Source organism: Bacillus sp. FSL K6-6540 (genome assembly GCF_038007545.1).
The window spans coordinates 2,970,084-2,986,971 of sequence record NZ_JBBOXH010000001.1 but is presented as its reverse complement, the minus strand read 5'-3'; the positions used below and the strand labels follow the sequence as shown (position 1 = coordinate 2,986,971).

14 protein-coding genes are annotated in these 16,888 nt (G+C 49.8%); 3 read left to right on the top strand and 11 right to left on the bottom strand.

Features of this window, described 5'->3' with window-relative positions:
* On the top strand, positions 1–1,083 hold the full coding sequence (locus MHH82_RS13420) for a Ger(x)C family spore germination protein (protein ID WP_036663487.1): 1,083 nt from the start codon (positions 1–3) through the stop codon (positions 1,081–1,083).
* A 143-nt stretch (positions 1,084–1,226) separates the two neighbouring features.
* Here the strand turns inward: MHH82_RS13420 and hisC are convergent, their stop codons facing one another.
* The 11 genes from hisC to MHH82_RS13365 form a co-directional block, all read right to left on the bottom strand.
* Complete coding sequence (gene hisC, locus MHH82_RS13415; RefSeq protein ID WP_340966138.1) at positions 1,227–2,354, bottom strand: histidinol-phosphate transaminase; 1,128 nt, start codon at positions 2,352–2,354, stop codon at positions 1,227–1,229.
* A gap of 50 nt (positions 2,355–2,404) precedes the next feature.
* Entirely contained in the window at positions 2,405–2,710 is a 306-nt protein-coding gene (locus MHH82_RS13410; RefSeq protein WP_340966136.1) for a Dabb family protein, read from the bottom strand.
* Positions 2,711–2,853: 143 nt separating this feature from the next.
* Positions 2,854–4,458, bottom strand: a complete 1,605-nt coding sequence (locus MHH82_RS13405) for an alkaline phosphatase family protein (RefSeq protein ID WP_145035900.1) — start codon at positions 4,456–4,458, stop codon at positions 2,854–2,856.
* Between the two features lie 130 nt (positions 4,459–4,588).
* Positions 4,589–4,711, bottom strand: a complete 123-nt coding sequence (locus MHH82_RS13400) for a hypothetical protein (RefSeq protein WP_397358761.1) — start codon at positions 4,709–4,711, stop codon at positions 4,589–4,591.
* 92 nt (positions 4,712–4,803) lie between these two features.
* Positions 4,804–5,961, bottom strand: a complete 1,158-nt coding sequence (locus MHH82_RS13395; RefSeq protein ID WP_145035899.1) for a glycoside hydrolase family 172 protein — start codon at positions 5,959–5,961, stop codon at positions 4,804–4,806.
* Between the two features lie 30 nt (positions 5,962–5,991).
* Positions 5,992–6,825 (bottom strand): carbohydrate ABC transporter permease, encoded by an 834-nt coding sequence (locus MHH82_RS13390; RefSeq protein ID WP_145035896.1) that lies wholly within the window; start codon positions 6,823–6,825, stop codon positions 5,992–5,994.
* Positions 6,822–7,754, bottom strand: coding sequence for a carbohydrate ABC transporter permease (locus tag MHH82_RS13385; RefSeq protein WP_340966130.1), 933 nt, complete (start codon positions 7,752–7,754; stop codon positions 6,822–6,824). Before MHH82_RS13385 ends, MHH82_RS13390 begins: the two co-directional genes overlap by 4 nt.
* Before the next feature lie 84 nt (positions 7,755–7,838).
* Complete coding sequence (locus MHH82_RS13380) at positions 7,839–9,245, bottom strand: ABC transporter substrate-binding protein (protein WP_340966128.1); 1,407 nt, start codon at positions 9,243–9,245, stop codon at positions 7,839–7,841.
* 114 nt (positions 9,246–9,359) lie between these two features.
* Positions 9,360–11,156: a cache domain-containing sensor histidine kinase gene (locus MHH82_RS13375; protein ID WP_340966126.1), complete on the bottom strand. Its 1,797-nt coding sequence runs from the start codon at positions 11,154–11,156 to the stop codon at positions 9,360–9,362.
* Positions 11,157–11,164: 8 nt separating this feature from the next.
* Positions 11,165–12,775, bottom strand: a complete 1,611-nt coding sequence (locus MHH82_RS13370) for a response regulator (protein ID WP_144374227.1) — start codon at positions 12,773–12,775, stop codon at positions 11,165–11,167.
* A gap of 121 nt (positions 12,776–12,896) precedes the next feature.
* Entirely contained in the window at positions 12,897–13,811 is a 915-nt protein-coding gene (locus tag MHH82_RS13365; RefSeq protein WP_340966122.1) for an ROK family protein, read from the bottom strand.
* Positions 13,812–14,002: 191 nt separating this feature from the next.
* Here MHH82_RS13365 and MHH82_RS13360 point away from each other — a divergent pair, with 191 nt between their 5' ends.
* Together MHH82_RS13360 and MHH82_RS13355 are read left to right on the top strand one after the other, a co-directional pair.
* The gene (locus MHH82_RS13360; protein ID WP_015734856.1) at positions 14,003–15,466 is read left to right on the top strand and encodes a glycoside hydrolase family 32 protein; all 1,464 of its coding nucleotides are present in this window, start codon (positions 14,003–14,005) and stop codon (positions 15,464–15,466) included.
* Positions 15,467–15,542: 76 nt separating this feature from the next.
* Positions 15,543–16,862: an ABC transporter substrate-binding protein gene (locus tag MHH82_RS13355; RefSeq protein ID WP_340966116.1), complete on the top strand. Its 1,320-nt coding sequence runs from the start codon at positions 15,543–15,545 to the stop codon at positions 16,860–16,862.
* Positions 16,863–16,888: the final 26 nt, after the last annotated feature.

Here is a 16,888-nt window from a genome sequence, read left to right as displayed (position 1 = left end):
ATGGACAACCCGGTCAACATCGGCCATCCTTTGAAGTGCTTTCTCATGCTGGCTGCCCTGGTCCCCTTGCTTGCAGGCTGCTGGGATAACAAAGACATTAACCATCGCTCGCTTCCGGTGATCATGGGCATTTCGTTAACCGAGGAGAATCAATACAAGGTGTTTCTGGACATTCCGGTCACAAATGAAACCAGTACCGTCAATATCGTTTCGGATACGGGCAACACCATCAATGAAATCATCGATCATATGAGCATGAACATGGAGACTCAAGTGGATCTGCTTCATTTGAAAATCGTCATCGTGGATAAGAACTTTGCAAGCAAGGGCATGGAAGATATTATTTCCGCGTTTAATCGGTCCAGGGACATTTCATCCAAAACGCTTCTAGCAATTTGCGATGAAGAGCTGGATCAATTCTTTTCAAAGATGCAGGAGAAATCGGAGCACAGCGGCAGCATCGTATATGATTTTTTTGAAAAAAACGCCGGATGGAACCCCCAGTTGGCAGACACGCGCATATGGCAAATGTTTCGAAGCATTCATTCCTATACGCACGACGTGATCGTCCCGATCATCCGTTCAGGCAGATCCACCAGTATCGAATGCGTAGGCTCAGCCATCATCAAGAATGGCAGGATGACAGGTCGAATCGGGCCTGACGAAACCCTTGTTGCCAATGCCTTTTACGGAAAAAGCGCATTCGGGAAGGTCGAGGTTATGAATAGCGCCACCGTTCAAATCATTAGCAACAGGCTGACTCATCGCAGCTGGATGAAGGATGGAAGACCTTACCTTCGAAGCCATCTCAGGCTGAAAGTCACCATCCTGGATTCCAGGGGACACCCGACGGAAGAGCAGATCAACGGGAAGCTGGAAGAACTGCTCACCACCAGGCTGAATCAGATGTTTAAGCAAACGCAAAAAGAACAAGCGGATATACTGGCCCTGGGACAACATTTCAGAAACCACCTGACCCGCGAACAACTGCAGGATTGGAGAACGACGTATTATCCCGATCTGGATTTCAAGCTGAGCGTTACGACCGTCATTGAGAATCGCGGCAATCTTAAAAACCTGTAGGTCCCAGAAAAATGGATCAAAAATCAAAACAAAAAGAGCCGCGCCTGCGGCCCTTTTTTTGTTTTGGATGAGCTGGTTGCTGTAAGATTTTTGATGTGATCCTTGCCTCCACGGTTATGATACATGTATCCTTCTTCATCGGTTTATGTTGAATGGACCAGGATCTCGCGTAAAGCGTCCAGCAAACCTTGATTTTCTTCCGCGGTTCCTACCGAAATCCGAATATGACGCGGAAGCCCCCACCCTTTGGCTGACCGTACGATGATCCCCCGTTCCAGCAGCTGATGGTATATGTTGTCTGCATGTTCGCCAAGCTCTGCCAGAATGAAATTGCTCATGCTCTCGACATAAGGAATCGATAATCGGCTCAGTCCCTCATAGATTTGGTGCCTCCCTTGTTCATTCATCCGGCGGGATGCATCAACATGCTCTTCATCCCCGAGCGCAGCCGCTGCCGCTGCCTGTGCCAATGCATTCACGTTAAAGGGCTCCTTTACCTGCAGCAGCGTGCGGATGATCCCTTCGGAAGCAGCGCCGTACCCGACCCGAATGCCCGCAAGCCCGTAAATTTTAGAGAAGGTGTTGAGGGTGATGACCGGATATCCCGACTTGATGAAGTCGATGCCGTCCGAATAATCGGAGGCCGTGGCATAATGGCGGTATGCGGTATCAATGACAACCAGCACACGATCCGGAAGGCTGTCGAGCAGCTTTCTCATTTCGGTCTCTGGCATGTAGGTGCCTGTAGGATTATTCGGCGTGCACAGATAAACGATTTTGGTACGTTCCGTAATGACGGCCAGCATATCTTCAGCAGAGAAAGCATATGGCTCGCGCAGCGGCACCTTAATGACCGTGCCCGACATGAGAAATGCGCCAAATTCGTATTCGCTAAATGTCGGATCGGGCACCACAATCTCGTCGCCAGGCTCCAGATACGCCCGTGAAATCAGCATGATCAGCTCATCTCCGCCGTTCGTCACGATGAATTGATTCGCTGCCAATCCCAGGTGTCGGCCAAGCGCTTGCGCAAGAACGGCCGAGCGTTCATCGGGATAACGGTGCAGGTCAGGCAGCTGATTCTGAATGGCTTGCAATGCTTTTGGCGAAGGACCGAGCGAATTTTCATTGGAAGCCAGCTTAATGACGCGATCCAGTCCGTATTCTTGCTGCACTTCCCAGATGGGTTTACCCGCCGTGTAAGGCTTCAGACGTCCTAGCGCCGGCCGCGGCGTTATTTGAGGCTCCGACCCTTCCCCTGCTCTAGTCAATGTTTTCTCCCCCTAACATGATTTATGGCGCCATTATTTATGGGCCTCTTCTATATCTCGCTGTAATCGATCTCCAGAAACTGCTCGACTTCCTTCTCCCAGCGATTCTCGACAAAATCAACATGCTGAGGATGCACATTGTAGGCTTCATAATCGGCTTCGCTCGCAAACTTCATGGAGAAGCCGAAATCGTATGTATTTTTGGGACTGATTTGCTTGAATACCCTAAACTCCTGGACCGTTGGAATCGTGCTGAGGGCAGCTCGTCCGTCCTCCAGGAAACGATGCTCCTCCACCGAGCCTTTCTCGTGCTTAAGCGAAAAAATAACGGAATGAATCAAGCGGTTTGATGACATATTAGTCCAACTCCTTCTCTTTTTCTAGGCAAGAATTACATCATATTATAACGGCAAAGGCCAAAAAAATCGCTACTAAAAAGGCACCCTTTTCCAAAAAAATTGGAACAGGGTGCCTAGCACAGGCAGATTCATCGGCATCACTATTTTGCCTTTTGATTGTGATTCGCCAGCAAATCAAGCAAATAGGCTTTCAAGTCAACCATACGTAAATGCGGAGGCTTCTCGTTTGTTCCGACAATGATCAGCGGAACAAGCGATTCCATGTGGCGAATCGATCCGTGGCCCCCGCCCCCTTCATGGGTCGGAGAGCTTCGGTCCGCCAATTCGTATCCCGGTTTAGCCGTGACCACCAAGAATTGCCCTTTATGGGAGTTCAGCGCCCCTGACAATCTCGCCAGCACATCCGGATATTGCCCGTAGTCCAAAGTGCGAGTCTTGGCGTTCAATTGAAGGTCCAGCACTTCGGCATCCAACTTCACGGTCCAAGCTTGTTTATAACGGTCGATCAGGCTGCCTTTCTCTTTATATTGGAGCTCCTTATACGTGGATCCCTGCATGGCGTGAATCCATTCGTCTTCTTTCCATGCAACAAAATCAATGCGGTCATCCTTGCTTATGATTTCGGCCAAGCTTCGCAACGTACGATCCGGCTTGAACTTATATACGTAAGCCATCGTTTCATTCACCGCCAGCGCAATCTCGGTTTCATCCTTGAGATCCTCACCCGGCTTTAATATGCGGATGCCTTTCAGCATAGCAGGCAAATCAATCTCCGAACGCTGCTCACGTGGAAGAAGCTGCGTCATGCCGCTATCCCCGGCGATGACGAATATAGCCTCTTCGAACGCTTTTTCCGGCGATCCGAACGACTGCAGTAAGGATTGAAGCTGCTGATCCACCTTTTTGACGCCTTCGAGCTCCGACGGCCCCTTTTTATGAAGCTTCTGGTCCAAGTCAGGCAAATATACATACAAAAAATCCGGCAGCTTATCAGCTTGGATCAGATGGTTTACGGCCCCTATCGCGAACTTATTGTTCATCCCCATCCGTTCGGTGAGATCGTCAGGCAATTTCTCGTTACCGTCGAAGGGATTGGACAGAGCTCCCAAGGTTAAAAAATCCGGGCCTTTAACTTTTATTTTTTTCTGCAGCGACGTCGGCCCCTGTATCCAATCCGGGATCGTCAGCGTATGCTCGGTCGTTCCGCGATATACCAAGCCGTTGATCGACCCCGATTTCAAGCCCCTGCGGGCTAAATCTTCGTGGATCGTACGCGAATCCGCATGTAAATGCTTCCCGTTCAGATGGATTAACGCATCGGTCAGGACCGGATTGATCCCCTGCCTTATGATTTCCATCGGTCCGGTGCCGTAATTGATCAATTTTTTATCGTCGGTCGAATACCATAACAGACCCGGAACGCCATGTACGTTCGGATAGGCTCCCGTTAACATCGTGCTGTCGATCGTAACGGACATCGTAGGAAAAGAGCTGACCAGATCCTTGTAGTATTGCCCATGTTCAATCAAGGTTTGAAAGGTGGGCAGCTGCTTTTGGGATATGCCCTTATCGATGGCCTGAGCCATTAGGGAGTCGATCATCAAGAATATGACTTTCTTATGCGTCGCTCCTTGTTCGGATTTTACCCGCAGCAAATCCTGCTCGGCAGGTTGTCGGTGCTGGCATCCCATTACCGTGATCAATACAAGAGACAGCATGCCGAATAAGATTTTTTGTATCCGCATTTCCATTCACCACCTTCGTACATTTTGTCACAGAGATGGGAATGTCATGCAAGGAATATTTTGCATATTCGCAGCATGTTCAAACTTAAAAAAGAGAGGTCGCTTATCGCCCTCTCTCCCATGGTCTGTATCAATCATCCGCTGCCGTCCCCTGCGTTTTCGTCAGTTTGAAGAACGAACCCGCACCCAGCACGGAGGTGGCGAACAGGATGGCACCCATCGGCACGGCGGTGGATTCGTTAATCCCGACCATCGGTGACACTCCGAATAATGAAGGAAAGCGATTTGACCCTAGCAAAAAACAGCGGCAAGTCCGGAATCTCCCGGCTTGCCGCTGCATTTATTTTAGAACGTCCGGTAGAACATCCTTGCACTTTCCTTCTCCGGAATCGGCAAGCGCTGCGAGACGGGCAGCATCTGCGGAAAAGCCTTATGCGGCTCGCGCTGATACCAGTATGCGACCGACGAGTAGTCGTTCGATTGGCTATTTCCGTGCCCGTGCTCGATGCTGAAGCGGATCGACTTTCTAAAGATGATGGGATCGACGATATGAAACCGGTATTGTGTCATTTTCCCGGAATAATCGTTAAACGAGATGGTATGGCTCTCTTTCCACGCATCGCCGTTTTCCCGGATCGGGGCGTACAGTGACAAGCCGTGGTAGGGCGCATCATATTTCCCAGCCGGATATCCCCAGGCGGCGCAGAAATAATCTTCCGTCCCCGTCCCGTGCAGGCGGGGTGGCCATGGTTCGCCATCGATGAAGAACATGTCGTCCCCCTCGCCCGGCCAACTAAAACCCGGCATCGGATTCAAGTGGTCAATGCTCAGGTTGCAGCCCACATAATGGCCTTCGCCCACTGCATCGAGCAGGACGTAATTATCGTCGCCGGTCAGATTTTTTAGCTCATACACCTTCTGGTCGGCATAATTGGCCTTATCCTGCTTGTCCTGCTCCACTTTCAGCAAAGAGAGGTCCACAAGCCCCTTGGTCGGATTCTCCCTGCGCCAGGAAGCGTGGAAGTAAAAGCTGTCGTCCGGCACCGCTTTTTCCACATAGTCCACGTAATAGTACAAAACGATTTCGTCTTCACACTCATTGACGATTTCGATGCGGGCCCCTTGGCGGAACGGCATTTCGAAAAAACAGTTCATGGCGGCCTTGTCTTCGATCAAGCCCTGGGTCGTAATCATGTTAAGCGGCATGGAGACATAATGGCTGGCAACGCCATGCCCGACGCCGAAAAAGTCGCCGACCGGTGAGTCCACGCTGGGTTCCCGTTCGTCATCCCAAAACATGCGGATCAACACTTTGCGGAACGCGTATTTGTTCCTGGCCGCGATGGTCATCCAGATATGCTGGATCACGCCCGACCCGGCAATTTTCGCAATATCCGCGGTTTGGCCCGCTTCGATCGCGATAAAGTCACGGTTGCCTCCGGTTTGATCCCAGCTGGATTGCCGACGGGACGTTCCTTCTTTACGCAAATATAACTGGTTCATGCTAACTCAGCTCCTCCCTCGCATTCGAAATCAAGCTTTAATGCCCGTTAATGTAATGCCTTCGATAAAATAACGCTGCCCGATGAAAAATACGATAATGGCCGGAAGCAGCACCACGGTGGCCGCTGCCATCATCAAATGCCATTCGGCCGAATACATGCCTTTGAACTGCTGCAAACCAAGGGCAAGCGTATATTTGGTTTCGTCGTTCAAATAAACGAGCGGTCCGAGAAAATCGTTCCACGCGGCCAAAAAGGAAAACAAACCGACAACGATCAGCGCGGGTTTGGTCAGCGGCAGGATGATCGACCGGAAGATTCTTAAGTGTCCGGCGCCGTCCACGTAAGCCGCCTCATCCAGATCCCGGGGGATGCTGAGATAAAACTGCCGCAGCAGGAAGATGTTGAACGCGCCTCCCCCAAACCAGGCCGGCGCAATGAGCGGGATAAAGGAATTGGTTAAGCCCACTTTGCTCCAGCCGATAAACGTCGGGATCAGCGTAACCGCGTACGGCAGCATCATGCTGGACAGCAGCAAGCCGAACACCATGTTCCTGCCTCTCCATTTCATTCGGGCGAAGCTGTAGGCACTGATCGAACTGGTCACGATGACGCCCAGCACCGAAAAGACAACGATGATCGCAGTATTCATGAAATATTGGCCGAAAGGGAGAATGGTCAGCGCTTCACTGTAATTGGATAATTGGACGGGCCGTGGAATCCACACGGGCGGCAGCTCGAAAATTTGCCCCATATTCATCAAGGAACTGCGGATGAGCCAAACCAGCGGCAGCAGGCTAAAGATTCCCCCGGCCGCAAGCACCAGGTAAATCAGTCCTTTTTCAAACCAAGCCTTGGCTTTCATCGCGCGCCATCCCCCTCATAGTAAACCCATTTATTCGATGTTCTGAACACCACGTACGTCAACACCATAATGATCGCGAGCAGCACCCAGGCAATCGCGCTGGCGCTCCCCATTCGCGAGAACTGAAAGGCTTCCCTGTACAAATAAAATACATAGAACAAGCTGGCGTTATTAGGGCCGCCGTTCGTCATGACATAAGCCTGCGAGAACACCTGAAAACCGTTGATGATGCCCATGATCAGGTTGAAGAAGATCGTCGGTGTCATCATCGGAATCGTAATATGCCGCAGTTTATTGAGCCGCGATCCGCCGTCCATCTCAATCGCTTCGTACAGCGAACGGGGAATATCCTGCAAGCCCGCCAGAAAAATAATCATCGTTCCGCCCGTCGTCCACAGATTCATTAAAGCCAGGGAAGGAACGACCGATTTCTCTCCGAAAATCCACTGGCTTCCAGGAAGGCCCAGGGAGCGGAGCAGCTCGTTGGCAAGGCCGAGATCGGGATTGAGCAGCCACAGCCAAATAAATGAAATGGCGATGATCGGCACGATCGATGGCAGATAAAAAACCGTTCGGAAGATCGACTTCCCTTTGACATTCTGATTCAGGAGAATCGCCAGCAAAAAGGAATAGACGATGCCGGTCGGTACGCTAAGGATGACGAAATAAAAAGTAACGGACAGCGACTTGTAAAAATATTGGTCTTCGCCGCCGAATATTCGCTTATAGTTATCGAGCCCGATAAAGCTCGGCGTATTCGACCCGGTGTAATTGGTGAAGCTCATGTACAGGCTGTACATCATCGGGCCGAGCGTAAAGATCAGCAAGCCCAGAATAGCCGGCAAAGCAAACAGCCAACCGTAAAGCTCTCTTAGTGTGCGGCGTTTTTTTCGCATACGGTTCCCGGTATGGGAAGAGATGGCCTCCATAAGCAAGTTTCCCTTCGTCGAAACGCTGCCGAAGACGGTTCCGCTTCAAGCGGTGTCGCGGCGCCGCCTTTGGACAAACGCTCGTTATTTCAAATAGGTACCCTGTATTAGCGGCTTCACTTTCGTTTCTACTTCTTTCATAGCCTGTTCGGCCGTTTTCTCGCCGAGCCACACCTGGTCCAAAGCCGCGGCTACCGCAGCGTCGATTTCAACAAAGTTTTTGACGTTGTTTTCCGGTGACGGCTCTGCATGTTCATAGGTTGAGCGCATCACGGCATCCTGGAAGCCGGCCGGTCTTCCGGGCAACTCCTCATTAGCCCACTCATCGATCAATTCCGGATCCTCGTACCATTTATTGAGCTGCGGCATCCACAAACCTTGGTGCAAATCGAGCACGTTCTGCGGATCGGTGAGGAATTTGGAGAACTCCCATGTTTCCTTCGGGTGCTTCGAACTTTTGAAAATAATCAATGACCCGCCGAGGAAAAACGTTTTGTAATCCTTGATGACCGGAAGTACGCCGACGCCCCAGTTGATGTTGGTTTTGCTCAAATCGAGGTGATTCCAGCTGCCGTCGATGATCATCGCCACTTTTTTGGACTGCAAGGCGGTAGCCGGAGCGGGAATGCTGCTAGCCTGGACCGGCGACGGCGAGACATGGTGCACATTAATCAGATCGGCTATTCTTTGCAGTGCTTCGGTCGCTTCCGGTTTGGACAGCCCGAATTCCTTGCCGTCGGCCGACAAATAATCCCCGCCGTTTGAGAGGACCATCGGCATATAGGACGACCAGCCGAGGTTGAGTTTAACGCCGTATTGCTTGATGTTCTTCGGATCGAATCCCGGATCGTCCGGATGCTTGCCGTTACGGTCCAGCGTCAGCTTCTTGGCCGCGTCCACGAATTGCTCCCAGGTCCACGCTTCCTCCGCCTTCGTAGGCGGCAGCGCCACTCCCGCTTCTTGGAACATGTCCGCATTGTACATTAAGGAGGGGACAACGGAAGCCTGATACGGACCCGCGCTTTTGTCCTGCTCCCAGTTCCACCAGGCATACTCCAGATAATCCTCTTTCTTGATGCTTGGATCGTCTTTCATCAAATCGAAGAAGTTATAGATCAGTCCTTCTTCGCCCATTTTTAATTTCCAGGCGGCCGAATAACTGATGTCCGGCGCTTCGTTGCCAGCGATCATGGCATTCAGCTTCTGCAGAAAATCCGTGCCCGGAATGTGCACCGGGTCTATGGTGATGTTCGGATTCTTCTCCTCGAAAGCTTTAATCGCCGATTCCACCGCTTTCTTTTCCTCCGGGCTGCCCCAGAACGTGAATTTCAGCGTTACTTTTTCTCCATTGTCGGTTCCAGCGTTTTCGCCGCCGTTTTGACCCGCGTTCGTTTCCGAGCCCCCGCCCCCCGTTCCGCAAGCGGTTACAAATAGCGCCATGATCGTTAGGAAAATAAATGCAACCTTCCATTTCCCCGTTCTTTTTGTCATGTAATGCTCCCCCCCGATTTTAAATGTATGCGCTGCAGCCGCTTGTTTTCATTGTAAAATCGCCGCGCGTGAAAGCCTATGGGACGATTTTTCGTTTCCTGTACGATTTTTCGCTCAATCCGCTTTCCTTACGGCTTTATGGTGGGGGATCACCAGTTTGACTCGCGTACCGAGCTCCGGAACAGATTCAATACCGATACCGTAACGGTCGCCGTAAAGCAGCTTGATCCGCTTGTCGACGTTATGGATACCGATGTGGGAGGCGTTTTCCGCCAGCGCCTCCTTTAGGCGTTCCGGCTCGAACCCACAACCGTTGTCTTCCACACAGAACTCGATATCGTCCCCCAAACTGCGCCCGTAGATCGTAATCAGTCCGCCGCTTTCCATATCCCTGAAGCCGTGGATGATCGCATTCTCCACCAGGGGTTGAAGAAAAAGCTTAGGTACGCGGGCTTTCATCAGTTCCGGCTCGATGTCAAAATCAACCCGGAAACGATGCTCAAACCGGTTGGACATGATGACGATGTAATCCTGCAGCCAACCGATGTCCTCGGAGAGCGGCATCGAATCCTTGCGGTTGTCCGTCGTATAATGCAGCATGCGAGACAAGCTGACCAACATTCGGCTGACCTGCTCCTTCTCGCCGTAAACAGCCATCCAGTTGATGATATTCAGCGTATTGTAAAGAAAATGGGGATTGAGCTGGATGCCCAGCGCCAGAATTTCCGTTTCGCGTTCCCTGAGTTTGGCCACATAATTTTCTTCGATCAGCTGCCTCACCTTCTCGTTCATGCTGTTGAACTTCATCAGCACATGCCCCAGCTCGTCCTTCCCTTCCACCTTGATTTTGGCGTTGAAGTCGCCGCCTCCGACACGTTTGATAGCAAGCAGCAGTTTTCTGACCGGCGAGGTAATCCGCATGGAAATCAGGTAGGCGAAAAATAGCGAAAGCAGCAGCAGCGAAGCGCCCAGGGTAAGGATAAAAAAGGTGATCGTTTGTCCGATATCTTTGGTCAACGCGCCAGGGGGAATCAACACGACCGACGTCCAGCCCGTGATCGCGGATGTCGTGTAACAGGCGATCGTCCGTTTTCCGTCCACCATAACGAAGGATGCTCCGCTACCGAGGTTTTGCACTTCGGCCAGCCAGGGGAAAGACGGTTTCCGGCCGACGAATTCCGCATTCGCATGGGAAATGATCGTGCCGTCTGCGCCGGCCACCAAAAATACCGAACCTTCGATCGGGATGCTGTTCCGGAAAAGATCGGCATAGAGGCCGTCCCGGAAGTTCATGACAAGAACGGGTTTTTCCGAACCTGCTCTAGCCCGCACGATCGCGTCATTGCGGACGCAGGAAGGATTCATTTGCCGAACGGCGGAAAATAAATAACGGTATTCGATATCGGCACCGGCCAAATCCGGCAATTGATGCATCAGGCTATAATCATAAGTCGGCACCCAAGCCAAACGCCCCTTCTGTTCGGAGGCCTGACGGTACAGTTCGGAGTCGTAAAAATGATCCGGCGGATACGTATTGCGCGCTTTGCTTCCGTAAACGAATGCCCGGGTCACGAGCTCCACCGAATACAGATCCCGGGATTGCGAGAAGTAACGGTTTAAAATTTCCGTAACCTGTTTATTTGTCGCCAACAGTTTGCTTTGAGCAGGGGCGGCACCGTCGAAAATTTGAAATAGGTCGCATTCAACCATCAGGGAAAGACTGTTGTCCTGAATGATTTTCAACCGTTCGTCGATGATTTGGTTGTTTTTTTGCACGATTTCCGTCACGTTATCCCGTGCCAGCTTAAGCATCATATTTTTGCTGGCATAGAAGGATCCCGTCCCTAAGGTGACAAGGGGCAGCGTGATCAAGATGATATAAGATAAAATCAGCTTGTTTTTCAGTCTCATGGCGTCACCTACAGCAGGTCTTTCTTGCGAAATTCCTCCGGCGAAAGGCCGGTCTCCCGCTTGAAAATCCGGGTAAAATAACCCGCATCCCTGAATCCCACGCTTAAGGCAATCTCCGAAATTTTCCGGTTCCCGCCCTCCAGCATTTGCATGGCTTTATCCATCCTGAGCTTCAGTAAATATTCGGTAAACGTCATCGAAGTATGCGACCTGAAAAAACTGCTGAAGTAGGCAGGGCTGAAAAAGAACCGTTTCGCGACAAGCTCCAGCGAAAGATCCTCCATGTAATGCTCCGCGAGATACGCTTTGCACATCGCAATGATCCGCTCGTTTTTGTTGTTTCTCCGGTTCTCGATGCTGTCGATGATCCGGTTCAAATAATAGCCTGCTTTCTCCTCGACTTCATCAAGCGTCGCGCAAGCGGGAATCTGAAATTCCATCTCGGAAACGAAATTGTTGGCTTCCTCGCTCCGTATAGACGCTTCGCTTGCTTTGACCAGGTTCACCAGCACATACAAAATGCTGTGCTTCAAGTGGGAAGGAGAAGGATAGTCGCCATCCAACAGCTGCCGGATCAACAAGCTCAAAGACTCTATCGCCTTCTCCCGTTCCCTGTTCGCCACGGCGGCTGCGATTCCGGTTTCGGCGGGAACTAATTCCAATGACGGCTTGTACGGGTTGTAAGCGATTCCATAATTAACGACAACTTTCCCGCTGCCGCAATAAAAGGTATAGTCCAGCGCATGCAAGGCTTGCTTGAAGGAGCGCGGCGCTTCCCGGTAGAGATCGACTACGCCGTCGCCTACGCCTATCGACAAGGTAAGTCCGAATTCCAGGCGAACCCGGTCGATAAATTCGGTTAACCGCTCAGCCTCCCTCTTCATCAGCCACTCCAAGGAATGTGCAGGCGTAATGACGGAGATAAGCATAGGCTCGTCTCCGTCCAGGTAAAAGGATAGGGTCGGACCGATCGATTCGGCGACCTGACCCATCCAGTCCTTGAGGCTTGCTTTGACTTCCGTGAATTCCTCGCCATGATATTTCTCATCGATCTCGGACTTGGAAAGCTTGGCGACGATGACAAAACCGACCTGGCCCTGCGGGACCAACCCTTCGATTTCCCGAAGCTCGTCTTCATTCGCCACCGACCGTACCCAGCGACTGAGCAAGTGCTGCTCGTAGACGGGGATAGTTGAATTCAGTTTTTCCTGAAGATTCGCTCCGTCTTGAAGGCGCATCCGCTCCTTTTCAATCGCGGTGTCTAGTTTGTTCAGCATATCCGACATATCTCTCGATTCTAATGGTTTAAGTAAATAATCGAACGCGCCAAACTTGAGCGCCTTCCTGGCATAATCAAAATGCCCATACACGCTCAGAATTACGATTTTCATCGATTCGCTACGTTCCACTAATTGCTCGATCAACGCAAAACCGTCCATATTTGGCATACGAATATCCGTAAATGTTATATCAATCCGATTGGCTATAGCAATACGCAGAGCTTCTGCCCCATCCTTGGCCATAAATAAACGATAGTCCGGTCGGAGCGTTTTGATCATTTCAGCAATACCACGGCGATGACGCGGCTCATCGTCTACTATAAGCACGTGATACATCATTATTCCCCCTTCCATGGCCAGAGTCCATTAAAGAACCACCAGCTTTATCTCATTGTGAATAAAATAGGGGTCTCCAAAAATTCTATTATTGAAAGCCCCTGTACATATTATTGATGCAATGTCAGTCGTCAAACTTTAACCCGCCATAATGAATTCCTGCTTTCCTGCTACTAGCTTCAATACCTAGTGCAAGAGCACCGCACAATCCGGCATTATCACCCAAGCCTGGTGAAACGATATAATTCTCCAGATCGTCAAGAATAGCTGGGGATGCAACATATCCGTTTAAAAATTTAGCCACTTTCTTACGTATGAGCGGATAAAGCTGTTTCTGATGCATAACCCCCCCGCCGAGAATCACTTTTTTAGGCGACAGCAACAGAATTACCCCCGAAATGGCCTGAGCCAAATAAAATCCTTCCATCTCCCAAGCCAGATGGTCTTCAGGCAGCTCGCTTCCCTTCAATCCCCAGCGTTTCTCAATCGCAGGTCCGCTGGCCATGCCTTCCAGACAATCGCCATGATAAGGACAGAAGCCTTCGAATGGATCCTCTGGATGCCGACGGGTCAATACATGTCCACCCTCCGGATGGACAAGACCATGAATCAGATTGCCTTCCGCAAACACACCTACACCAACACCCGTCCCAATCGTATAGTATACACAGCTATCCAATCCCTTGGCGGCTCCCCACATTGCCTCACCGAACACCGCAGCATTCACGTCGGTATCGAAACCGATCGGAACAGGGAAATTTCGTTTCATAAACCCCACGAAGTCAAACCCGCTCCATCCCGGCTTTGGGGTCGTGGTAACTTGCCCATAAGTGAGACTGGAACGATCCAGGTCAATCGGTCCGAAGGAACCCACTCCAATTGCCTCAATGTCTTTGTCTCTAAAGTACGCTACTACTTGCTCAAGTGTCGGTTCGGGTATATCCGTTGGAAAACTGATCCGGTCCAAAATTTCTCCTTCCTCATTGCCAATCCCGCAAATGAATTTCGTTCCTCCCGCTTCAATTGCACCAATCCTCATGTTTGTTCCTCCTGAATTGTAAATGGTTTCGATATTATTCTACACGTTTGGCAAACGTTTTACTATTCAGTTTTCAATATCTGGTAATATTTTTTATAACCCTATATCACAAAGCTATTGTAACCGTTGACAACTATAATAATTGTGTTAATATTTTTTTGTAAAACGTTTTACTAAATGGAGATGACGAGATGAAAAAAGTATTTTACAAACCGAAAGACGGATGGGTCGGAGATGTGATCCCGTTCTATGACCATGGAGAGTACAAGCTCTACTATCTCCATGATCAAAGAGTTGGTGGAGATTATGGGAATCATACGACATGGAACCTGATCACCACCAAAAACGGCTTGGATTTTGAAGATTATGGCGTAGCTTTGCCAAACGGTAGCGAAACCGAGCCGGACCGTAACGCATATACCGGTTCAGTGATTAAGGATCGAAACGGTAACTATCACCTTTTCTACACCGGTCATAATCCCAACCCTGAATTTTGCGTTGACGGAAAGCCCTTACAGGTCGTGTTGAAGGCTACCGGTACCGATGGAATCCATTGGACGAAAGATGAAGATTTTAAGCTTTATGGAGATGGAGTCATTTATGAGCAATTCGATTGGCGCGATCCATTTGTGTTTTTCAACGAAGAACGGCAAGAGTACTGGATGCTCGTCACCTCAAGGCAAATGAATTCCTCCGAAAGAAGAGGTGGGTGCGTTGCCCTTCTTACTTCCGATGATCTTAAGAGCTGGCGTTATCGGGAACCGTTTTACAGTCCGGACAAATACATCACCATGGAATGCCCGGATTATTTCAAAATGGGAGACTGGCACTACCTGGTCTACTCGACGTTTAGCGAAAAGTTCGTGACACATTACAAAAAAAGCAAAAGTATCGAAGGCGTATACTCTTCACCGATTCTTGACACCTTTGACGGCAGAGGCTTTTACGCGGCGAAGACGGCCTCGGATGGCCAGCAAAGATATGCTTTCGGCTGGGTTCCTTCCAAGCAGGGAGCAAGTGATTTTGGGGATTGGGAATGGGCTGGAACACTTGTCGTGCATGAGATTTATCAAAATAATGACGGCGATCTACTTGTTCGGATGCCTCAATCGGTTTATGAGCATTTTAATACGGAAGCAGACGTCATTCCAGAATCAGAGAAACATTGCCGCCACAACGATGAAAGCGGATTCGAACTGGAGTCTCCCGATGGATTGGCTTACCGTGTATTTAATGAAGTGCCTTCCCAGGTTCTAGTCGAAGCAGCATTTACGGATTGGAAAGATACAAAGGACTTTGGGATCGCGCTGCGAACCGACAAAGTTCTCGATTCCGGATATTTCATTAAATTCGATCCGTTTCACAACCGCATCGCTTTCGATATGTGGCCTAGAACCGAACCTGGATTCTTTCAATGGCAAATTGCCGGCGACAAACCTCAGATGATCGAGCTGGAAAGGCCGTTTTCGTTCTCTGAACATAACAAGATCACGGTTAAAGTGATTTTGGAAGATGATATCTTATGTCTGTATGTCAACGACAAGATCGCGATGACCACGCGTGTCTATAACTTCAAAACTGGCCACCTCGGTTTTTTTGCTAACGAGGGCTCCGTTAAAGTCAATAAGGTCAAGCTCAAGACAGGATCACTATAATAACCTGTTTCAAAACAATTAAAGTCTCCTTAAAGGAGACTTTGATTGGAAAAATAAAAAATGAAGGGGTATTCACATGACGACAAAAAAGAGAAAAATGTCTAAGGTTCTCTCGCTTATCGCAATCTTTTCATTAGTTGCAACCGCTCTCGCAGGTTGCGGCGGCTCGGAAAACAGTAGTGCTGGAACTAAGGGAGATAATACGATTACGTGGTTAACAGCCCGGCCGGAAAACGGAGCAATCATACAAACGGTTCGAGAACTGGCGGACCGCTATTCGGAGGATCATCCCGAATTCAAACTGGATATTCAAGTGACCGCTGATAGACCTTCCTACCTAACCAAATTAAGAACGCTAGTTGCTTCTGGTGAACTGCCTGATTTTATCGATACGGACGCCGATCCGTACGCCAAGGAACTGGCGGATGCCGGAATGCTCGTTGACATGAAGCAATTCCTGGAAGAGCAAGGTTTGTATGATCAGTTCTACGAACCTGCGCTGAAATATCAGGAGCTGCCCGATGGCAGCCTGTACCTTCTCCCTCTGGAGTATCATCTGGAAATGACCTGGTACAATAAGAAGATATTTGAGGAAAATAATCTCACGGTTCCGAAAACGATCGATGACATGCTTACCATCAGCAAGGCGCTAAAGGACAAGGGCATTACTCCGATTGCGGTGGATGGTGTTGACGTCTGGCCTGTACTGCGTTATGCAGCTATGATCCCTTTCCGTACCACAGGAAATGAATTTGCACGGAATCTGAGCCAAGGTAAAGCTAAAATGGCCGACGACGTCGGCATTCAAGCGGCAAATTTTGTATCCGAGATCGGGCAGTATTTCCAGAAAGGATTTGCATCGACAGATTATACGACGGCCAAGAATATGTTCCTTAACGGCGAAGCGGCCATGTATCGTATGGGTACTTGGGAAATCCCATCCTTCGTAGACGAAAATCTGCCGGAACAACTCAAGGGCCAAGTGGATTATTTCTATCTACCGACCATCAACGATGCCAAAACACCGGATAACGAATTTTTCGGAAACAGCGGGATCGGACTGGCCGCAACAACCAACAATTTCGACGAAACAACTAAGGACTTCCTAAGTTACGTATTAAAAAACTATAGCGATGTCTACGTCGCTAAACAGCAGATGTCACCGCTTAAATTCACGATTGAAGATGAGTCCAAGTACTCCGAACTATTCCTTCGAATCAAAAAGGATATGGATCATTACGGTTCGGAGTTTGCCAAACCATGGGATACCTTGCTGGACGCCGATACCAACTCTGTCATGAGTGATTTGATCATCAAGCTGGCAATGGGAACAATGACGCCGGAGGACTTTGCCAAACAGATTGACGACGCCATTGCCCAAAACGCCAGCAACTAATGGTTGCTCTAAATGTATGTCATCCA

Bases quoted from the DNA above. Each gene is read 5' to 3' on its own strand.
- MHH82_RS13405 (WP_145035900.1), bottom strand. From the start codon at position 4,458: ATGCGGATACAAAAAATCTTATTCGGCATGCTGTCTCTTGTATTGATC.
- MHH82_RS13380 (WP_340966128.1), bottom strand. From the start codon at position 9,245: ATGACAAAAAGAACGGGGAAATGGAAGGTTGCATTTATTTTCCTAACG.
- MHH82_RS13395 (WP_145035899.1), bottom strand. From the start codon at position 5,961: ATGAACCAGTTATATTTGCGTAAAGAAGGAACGTCCCGTCGGCAATCC.
- MHH82_RS13410 (WP_340966136.1), bottom strand. From the start codon at position 2,710: ATGTCATCAAACCGCTTGATTCATTCCGTTATTTTTTCGCTTAAGCAC.
- MHH82_RS13365 (WP_340966122.1), bottom strand. From the start codon at position 13,811: ATGAGGATTGGTGCAATTGAAGCGGGAGGAACGAAATTCATTTGCGGG.
- MHH82_RS13370 (WP_144374227.1), bottom strand. From the start codon at position 12,775: ATGATGTATCACGTGCTTATAGTAGACGATGAGCCGCGTCATCGCCGT.
- MHH82_RS13390 (WP_145035896.1), bottom strand. From the start codon at position 6,825: ATGAAAGCCAAGGCTTGGTTTGAAAAAGGACTGATTTACCTGGTGCTT.
- MHH82_RS13420 (WP_036663487.1), top strand. From the start codon at position 1: ATGGACAACCCGGTCAACATCGGCCATCCTTTGAAGTGCTTTCTCATG.
- MHH82_RS13400 (WP_397358761.1), bottom strand. From the start codon at position 4,711: ATGGTCGGGATTAACGAATCCACCGCCGTGCCGATGGGTGCCATCCTG.
- MHH82_RS13360 (WP_015734856.1), top strand. From the start codon at position 14,003: ATGAAAAAAGTATTTTACAAACCGAAAGACGGATGGGTCGGAGATGTG.
- MHH82_RS13355 (WP_340966116.1), top strand. From the start codon at position 15,543: ATGACGACAAAAAAGAGAAAAATGTCTAAGGTTCTCTCGCTTATCGCA.
- MHH82_RS13385 (WP_340966130.1), bottom strand. From the start codon at position 7,754: ATGGAGGCCATCTCTTCCCATACCGGGAACCGTATGCGAAAAAAACGC.
- MHH82_RS13375 (WP_340966126.1), bottom strand. From the start codon at position 11,156: ATGAGACTGAAAAACAAGCTGATTTTATCTTATATCATCTTGATCACG.